Source organism: Roseobacter sp. MH60115 (assembly GCF_015644665.1).
Classification (GTDB): domain Bacteria; phylum Pseudomonadota; class Alphaproteobacteria; order Rhodobacterales; family Rhodobacteraceae; genus Roseobacter.
The window spans coordinates 80,388-86,645 of the sequence record NZ_JADOBQ010000013.1 but is presented as its reverse complement, the minus strand read 5'-3'; the positions used below and the strand labels follow the sequence as shown (position 1 = coordinate 86,645).

Below are 6,258 nucleotides of genomic sequence, written 5' to 3'. Positions count from 1 at the left end.
CGATCTCCTTGAAGCCGCCGATGTAGAGGTTGGAGAAAAAGCAAGAGAAATAGGTCCGCGACGGCTCCACCAGCGTGACCTCCACGCCGCCCTGGCTGTCCTTGGCAATGTAGCGCGCCGCCGTGGCACCCCCGGCCCCCCCGCCAATCACCACCACCCGCGGCCTGCCATGCCCGTCCGCCAGAACCGAAGGGGCGCTCAAACTCGCAGCAACCGCCGCCCCCGTCCCCAAAAACGTACGTCTGTTCAGTGTCATGTGGTTTCCCTCCCAGAAAACGACCCCGTTATTCGAGGTCCTTGAAATACGCGGCCAGCGCCGCAATCTCCTCGTCATTCAACCGCCCGGCCATCATCTGCATCACCGGATGCGGGCGCAGCTTGCGCTTGTAGGCATGCATCGCGACCACGAAATCCTCGGTCGGCCAGCGCGTGATCGACGGGATGCCCTCGGCGCTGCCGTCCTGCTGATGGCAGGTCAGGCATTCGCTCGACAGGTATTCGCCGTATTCCGCATCCCCCTTCAGCGCCAGAATGGCCGGGTCCACGTCGTGATCGGTGGCGCGCGCGGTGGGTTCGGCCTCGGGCACATCGGCGGGGTTGTCCGAATAGTCCCGCAGGAACGCCAGCAAGTCCGCCCGATCCTGCGCATCCTTCAGCCCGCGAAAACTCATGCGCGTCTTCGACACCAGCGCGCGGGGGTTCTCTACATAAGCGCCAAGGGTCTCCGCCGTCCAGATCAACCCGTCATCGCCCGCGCGCGCCATGGATTTCGAATAGGCGTAGCCCTCATGCGCCGCCGCCCTGCGCCCGAAAATCCCATTCAGATGCGGGCCGATCCGATCCCGCGCGCCCTGCCCGATCTCGTGGCAGCCCTTGCACTTGGTAAAGACCTTGGCCCCGGCCTCCGCATCGCCGAAATCCTCCGCCCACACCGCCCCGGCCACGGATATCGCGGCCAGGACAGCAGGGAGAAACACGGCCCGCAACATCACTCGGGGATACTGGCCAGATAGGCGGTGATCGCGGCCAGATCCGCGTCTTTCTTCAACCCCGCAAAACTCATCTTGGTGCCCTTCATGAAGGCCTTGGGTTTGGACAGAAACGACTGCAGGTTCTCCGCATCCCAGACCAGACCGTCCTCGGCCATGGCCATCAGCGGCTTGGAATAGTTGAACCCCTCGACCTGGCCCGCTGCCTGCCCCACGATCCCGGTCAGCACCGGGCCGGAACGGTTCTTGGCTCCTTCACCGATCTGGTGGCAGGCCTTGCATTTCCGGAACACCTTCTCGCCCGCCGCGATCAGCTCGGGATCCACCGCAGCCACCTCCACCGCCGGGGCAGCTGCCGGTGCCACCGCCGCTTCCGCCTCAGGCGCCGCGGTTTCCGCCTCCGGCGTCACGTCCAGCACCATGGCCCGCATGGTCACCTGCACATCCTCCTTGCAGTTCTCCATGCAGGGCTCCCCCACCCATTGCGCATGCTCCGTCTCGATCCGGTCATCCACGATGAACCCATCCTGATTGGGCATCTCGAAATCGGCAAATGTCTCTTCCGACAGCACGAAATCATCCTCCACCAGATCGTTGGAATAGAGGATATAGGCCACGATCGCATAGACCTCATCCGCCTCCAGCGACTGCGCATCGCCAAAAGGCATCGACCGGTTCACATAGTCCCATGTGGTCGACAGATACGGCCAATAGCTGCCCACGGTCTTCAGCGGGTCCTCATCGGCCAGCGTGTCCCATCCACCGGCCAGCTTGGGCCAATTGCCCACCCCTTCGGCAAAATCACCATGGCAGGAGGCGCATTTATCGGCAAAGACCTCCTCCCCCGTCAGCACATCGCCGGAACCTGCAGGCAGGCCCGTGCCATCGGGGCGTACGTCCAGATCCCAAGCCGCGATTTCAGCGGGCAAAGCCTCCCGGCCCAGGCCAAACCCTTCGGCAAAAACCGGATTGCTCAGCAGGGTCAAGGCAACCGCGCCTTTAAGAAACTTCGACATTTTCCGCCTCCCCGCTCGGGCGCACCCACCAGGTCTGGATACAATTATTGTGATAGATCGAATTCAGCCCCCGCACCGCGCGCAGCTGCGCCTTGGTGGGCTGAACATAGCCTGTCTCATCCATGGCGCGGCTTTGCAGGAACATATCCGCGCCGTCCCAATCGGTATCGAGATAGAACCGCGTCAGCGCCATCTTCTCCCCCGGTTTGGCCAGCCGCGCGGTCTCCCACGACTTGCCGCCATCCTTGGAGACATCGACGCGGGTGATCGCCCCGCGCCCCGACCAGGCCAGCCCGGTGATCACCAGCGGCCCCTTGCCATGGGTGATCGGCGCCTGCGGGCTGGGTGACGTGACCACCGATTTCGCATCCATCGCCCAGGTCCATTTGCGCGATGTGCCATCTTCCAGCGTGTCGGTGTATTTGCTGGTCTCCTCGCGGCTTTCGACCGGGCCGTCCATGACCTCGACGCGGCGCAGCCACTTGACCCACATGTTGCCTTCCCAGCCCGGCACCACCAGCCGCACCGGATAGCCATGTTCCTTGCGCAGCGCCTCGCCATTGGCCTTGAAGGCGACCAGCACGTCATCCAGCGCCTTTTCCATCGGGATCGACCGGCCATTCGAGGAGGCATCCGCCCCCTCGACGTAGACCCATTTGTCGGCCAGGTCACCCGCCGCCCCCAGCCCCGCTTCGGCGAGGATCGTGCGCAGCGGCACGCCGGTATATTCCATGTTGTGGATCATGCCATGGGTGAACTGCGCGCCATTCAGCTGTGCGCCCGCCCATTCCATGCCGGTATTGGCCGCGCATTCACAGAAATACACATGGTTTTCCCGCGGGAACCGTTCCAGATCGGCATAGGAAAAGATCAGCGGGCGGTCCACCAGCCCGTTGATCATCAGCCGGTAATCCTGCTTGCTGAGCTCGATCGCTCCGGAATGGTGCCGTTCAAAGGCACAGCCCTGCGGCGTGATGGTGCCGTCCAGCGCGTGGATGGGCGTGAAGTTGATCGAACTGATCGTGTCGGCGGTCAGCCATTCCACGTTGCGCCGGATCACGTCGCCCTCAAACTCAATGGGCAGCCCGTAGGGCGTGGCATCGACCCCGTCACCCAAGCCGCTGGCCCAGGGCTGCACGTCGGTGATCAGCGGATCGGGCGTGGCGGCACGGGCACCGCCGGCCACCGTGGCGGCGGCACCGGCGGCGAGGCCCTTTTTAAGAAACGTCCTGCGCGACGTCTTCTGCGTCATGGCTTTACTCCATGTTTGTTTCGATCAGGCGCCAACGACGTTGACGCTGGTATTCGGCGACACCGTCACGGTGCCCTGTTTGGCGATATGGCTTTCGACCACGTCCCAGATTTGCGGCCCTTCGGTGCCCTCGTTGACCGAGGCCCAGCCCGCGACCTGATAGGTCTTGGACGGGTCGATCTTTTCGCCGGTGCTGAGCAGCGTCATTTCGGTGATGCGGCTGCCCTGCGGCCTCGTGATGTCGATGCGGTAGCCCAGGCCCCCGGTGCGCACCATGTCGCCACCCTGCTGGTAATAGGGGTCGGGGTTGAAAAGGTTATCGGCTACGTCTTCCAGCACCACATGCAGGAATTCTCCGGTCATTTCAGTCCGGTAAGCCGCGCCATAGCTCATGGAGGTCACGTTCCAGATGTCCTCGCGGGTGATGTCCTGCCCCGGCAGGATCGACGGCCCCCAGCGCACCCCAGGGCTCAGCGCGATGTCCGCCTCCCGCTCCGACAGCAGCGCGTCGCAGATCAGATCGTCCCAGGTGCCGTTGAAATTGCCCCGGCGGTAGAGCAGGCTGTCGGTCTTGCCGATCACTTCCGTCAGGGCACTCTCATAGGGCGCGCGCACAGTATCGATCAATCTGGCCACCTCCGGGTCAGGCGTGATCACATCCGAGAAGATCGGGATCAGCTTGTGCCGGAACCCCATCATGCGCCCGTCGCGCACATCCAGATCAACGCGGCTGACAAATTTGCCATTCGACCCGGAGGCCACGATCACGGTCTCCCCCACCAGCACCGGTTCCGGCAGCGCGTCATGGGTGTGGCCCGACAGGATCACATCAATGCCGCTGACGATCCCCGCCATCTTCTTGTCCACGTCAAAACCGTTGTGGCTCAGCGCCACGACCAGCTCCGCGCCTTCACTGCGCACCTGATCCACCATCTCCTGCATGTGTTCGTCCCGGATGCCAAAGGCGTATTCGGGGAACATCCAGCCGGGGTTGGCGATGGGCATGTAAGGAAACGCCTGCCCGATCACGGCGACTTTCACGCCACCCCGTTCAAAGAACTTGTAGGGTGGGAAAAGCTCGGCGGGCTCATCCCATTCCGCATCGAATATATTCTGTCCCAGCGCCGCAAAGGGCAGCCCTTCGACGATCTCGTTCACCCGCTCCGAGCCCAGCGTGAATTCCCAGTGAAAGGTCATCGCATCAGGCTTCAGCGCGTTCATCACGTCGACCATGTCCTGACCCTGCGTGTGATAGCAAGTGTAGCTGCCGTGCCAGGTATCGCCGCCATCCAGCAGCAGCGCATCGGGCCGGTCGGCGCGGATCTGGTTGATCACCGTGGCCACCCGGTCCAACCCGCCAACCCGGCCATAGCCCCGCGCCAGCGCCTCGAAATCCCCCGAGGACAGCGCGTAATGCGATGGCGACCCGTCCTCGATCCCGTACATCTTGCGGAACTCCGCCCCGGTGACATGGGGCACGGCGCCCTTGTTATCCCCCACACCGATGTTGATCGACGGCTCGCGGAAATAGATCGGTTTCAGCTGCGCATGGATGTCGGTGACATGGATCAGCGAGACATTCCCAAAGGTCTCGAACTGCAGCAGCTGATCCTGCGTCAGCGCCTGCTGTGCGGCCAACCGCCCCCATTGCCCGAACCCCGACGCGCCGAGAAGAGCGCTCGCGGCCATGCTGGTCTGGAGAAAATCGCGGCGGGATATCATATGCGTATTCCTGAATGTATCTTAAGGAGAAAACCCCGCACGGGCACCGCGCGGGGCATTCAAGGCTCAGTTTCGGATCGACGGGCCCTCGACGCTCAGCCCGTTGCCGCGTGAGGCGACGTAAAGCTCCAACGCGATGAACTCAGGGCTGCCGGGCGAATAGGTCTCGGCCCGCGTATCACGGATGCAGCCCTTGAACCGCGCATGCGCCGCGTTCAGCTTGGTGTTCTTGAGGCGGTAGACCGGAAAACCGTTGATCTGCCCCTGGCTGAGGTGGTCGGCGCGGATCATATTGCCGTAATTGTCCTCGTGGCAATTGGAACAGGCCAGCTCCAGCTGACCGGTGCGGGTGTAGTAAAGCTCCTTGCCCGCCTCCCAGGTCGATTGCGCGGGACCGTCAATCGCCACATTCACCGGCATGCCGCGCGACACCGAGGCCAGCAGCGCGGTCATATTGACCATGTCCCCGCCGGTGTATTTCCACGTCTCCGCGCCCATCCGGTTTTCCCGGCAGTCGTTGATCTGCATCTCCAGCGTGCGCACTTCGCCCGCCGCCTCGTTGTACTTGGGATAGACCGGGCGCACACCGGCCATGCTCTCGGGGCCCTCATGACAGCTGGCGCAGGATTTACCTTCGGACCCATCGACCGTGTTCCAGACCTCCTCCGCCTGTTCCACAAAGATCATGCCGGGGTTGTCGAAATCATCCGCCTGCATGGCCCGCGTTTCGGTCCCGCGGAAATGCCAGCCCGAAATCACCTCGTCCATCACATCCGACAGATGATCGGGGGCGGCGGTGCGGGTCACCAGCGTGATATCCTCGTTGAGGATCAGCGTGTCCTCCACAGGCTCCGCGCTCAGCGGCACGGCGGCCAATGCGCTTGCCAGCACTGCGCCAGTCCATATCTTCATAATTGTCCCTCCCCAGACAAACGGATTATTCGACGGCGATCTTCTTGCTCGTGTCGTAGACCGAGCCGTCGTCGTCATACCAGGTAAAGACGAACTCACCGGCTTCCGGCACAACCGCCTCGAACTCCAGATAGGGGTTCGTGGAAATCGCCGGTTCCAGCACCACGTCAATGACGTTCTCGCCGTTGAAATCGCAGGTAAAGCGGTTGATGATCGAGCGCGGGATGACGTTGCCGTCATCATCCTTGCGCTGGCCGGATTCCATCTTGTGGCTGATCAGCGTCTTGATCGTGATGGTCTCGCCAGCGGCTGCTGTCTTGGGCACTTTAACGCGGGGTTTTACACCTGTTGCCATGTCTGAACTCTC

At 62.8% G+C, this 6,258-nt stretch carries 7 protein-coding genes; all 7 read right to left on the bottom strand.

The window, feature by feature from the left end; genetic code table 11:
• A partial coding sequence (locus tag ISX84_RS22870; protein ID WP_195822734.1) for an FAD-dependent oxidoreductase occupies nt 1-256 on the bottom strand: 256 nt, incomplete at its 3' end.
• A gap of 28 nt (nt 257-284) precedes the next feature.
• Complete coding sequence (locus ISX84_RS22865; RefSeq protein WP_195822741.1) at nt 285-989, bottom strand: c-type cytochrome; 705 nt, start codon at nt 987-989, stop codon at nt 285-287.
• Nucleotides 989-2,005, bottom strand: a complete 1,017-nt coding sequence (locus tag ISX84_RS22860; protein ID WP_195822733.1) for a c-type cytochrome — start codon at nt 2,003-2,005, stop codon at nt 989-991. Before ISX84_RS22860 ends, ISX84_RS22865 begins: the two co-directional genes overlap by 1 nt.
• On the bottom strand, nt 1,989-3,257 hold the full coding sequence (gene soxC / locus ISX84_RS22855) for a sulfite dehydrogenase (RefSeq protein ID WP_195822732.1): 1,269 nt from the start codon (nt 3,255-3,257) through the stop codon (nt 1,989-1,991). The genes ISX84_RS22860 and soxC overlap by 17 nt, the downstream gene beginning before the upstream one ends.
• Before the next feature lie 24 nt (nt 3,258-3,281).
• A complete protein-coding gene (soxB, locus tag ISX84_RS22850) occupies nt 3,282-4,979 on the bottom strand; it encodes a thiosulfohydrolase SoxB (protein ID WP_195822731.1) in 1,698 nt (565 codons plus the stop codon).
• 66 nt (nt 4,980-5,045) lie between these two features.
• Nucleotides 5,046-5,891: a sulfur oxidation c-type cytochrome SoxA gene (soxA, locus tag ISX84_RS22845; RefSeq protein WP_195822730.1), complete on the bottom strand. Its 846-nt coding sequence runs from the start codon at nt 5,889-5,891 to the stop codon at nt 5,046-5,048.
• A gap of 25 nt (nt 5,892-5,916) precedes the next feature.
• Nucleotides 5,917-6,246 (bottom strand): thiosulfate oxidation carrier complex protein SoxZ, encoded by a 330-nt coding sequence (soxZ, locus tag ISX84_RS22840; protein ID WP_195822729.1) that lies wholly within the window; start codon nt 6,244-6,246, stop codon nt 5,917-5,919.
• Between the last annotated feature and the right edge of the window lie 12 nt (nt 6,247-6,258).